Raw genomic sequence first — 386 nt, 5'->3', positions numbered from 1 at the left:
TGTCACGCATCGCCGGCGCCCCCTCTCTCCACCTCGTGCCCATCGACGATCTCCTGACGTCTCAGCCGTTCCAGTTCGTGTCACGCATCGCCGGCACCTCCTTCGCCGCTCGAACCGTCGCCACCAGCTCTCACCGTCACGTCCAGTTGCTGTCGCGCATCACGCGCACCTCCTCCGGACTTCGTCGCTGCTCACCGACCATCTCCGTGCGCCTCAGCCGTTCCAGTTCGTGTCACGCATCGCCGGCGCCCCCTCTCTTCACCTCGTGCCCATCGACGATCTCCTGACGTCTCAGCCGTTCCAGTTCGTGTCACGCATCGCCGGCACCTCCTTCGCCGCTCGAACCGTCGCCACCAGGTCTCACCGTCACGTCCAGTTGCTGTCGC

The 386-nt window shown here is 65.8% G+C and carries 1 protein-coding gene; it reads left to right on the top strand.

Annotated elements, in window-relative coordinates; genetic code table 11:
- A partial coding sequence (locus E1269_RS33205) for a hypothetical protein (RefSeq protein ID WP_203434301.1) occupies positions 1-287 on the top strand: 287 nt, incomplete at its 5' end.
- Positions 288-386 lie beyond the last annotated feature (99 nt).

The organism is Jiangella asiatica (assembly GCF_004349065.1).
Classification (GTDB): Bacteria; Actinomycetota; Actinomycetes; order Jiangellales; family Jiangellaceae; genus Jiangella; species Jiangella asiatica.
The sequence above is the reverse complement of the archived record's forward strand: the minus strand, read 5'-3'. Positions and strand labels throughout refer to the sequence as shown.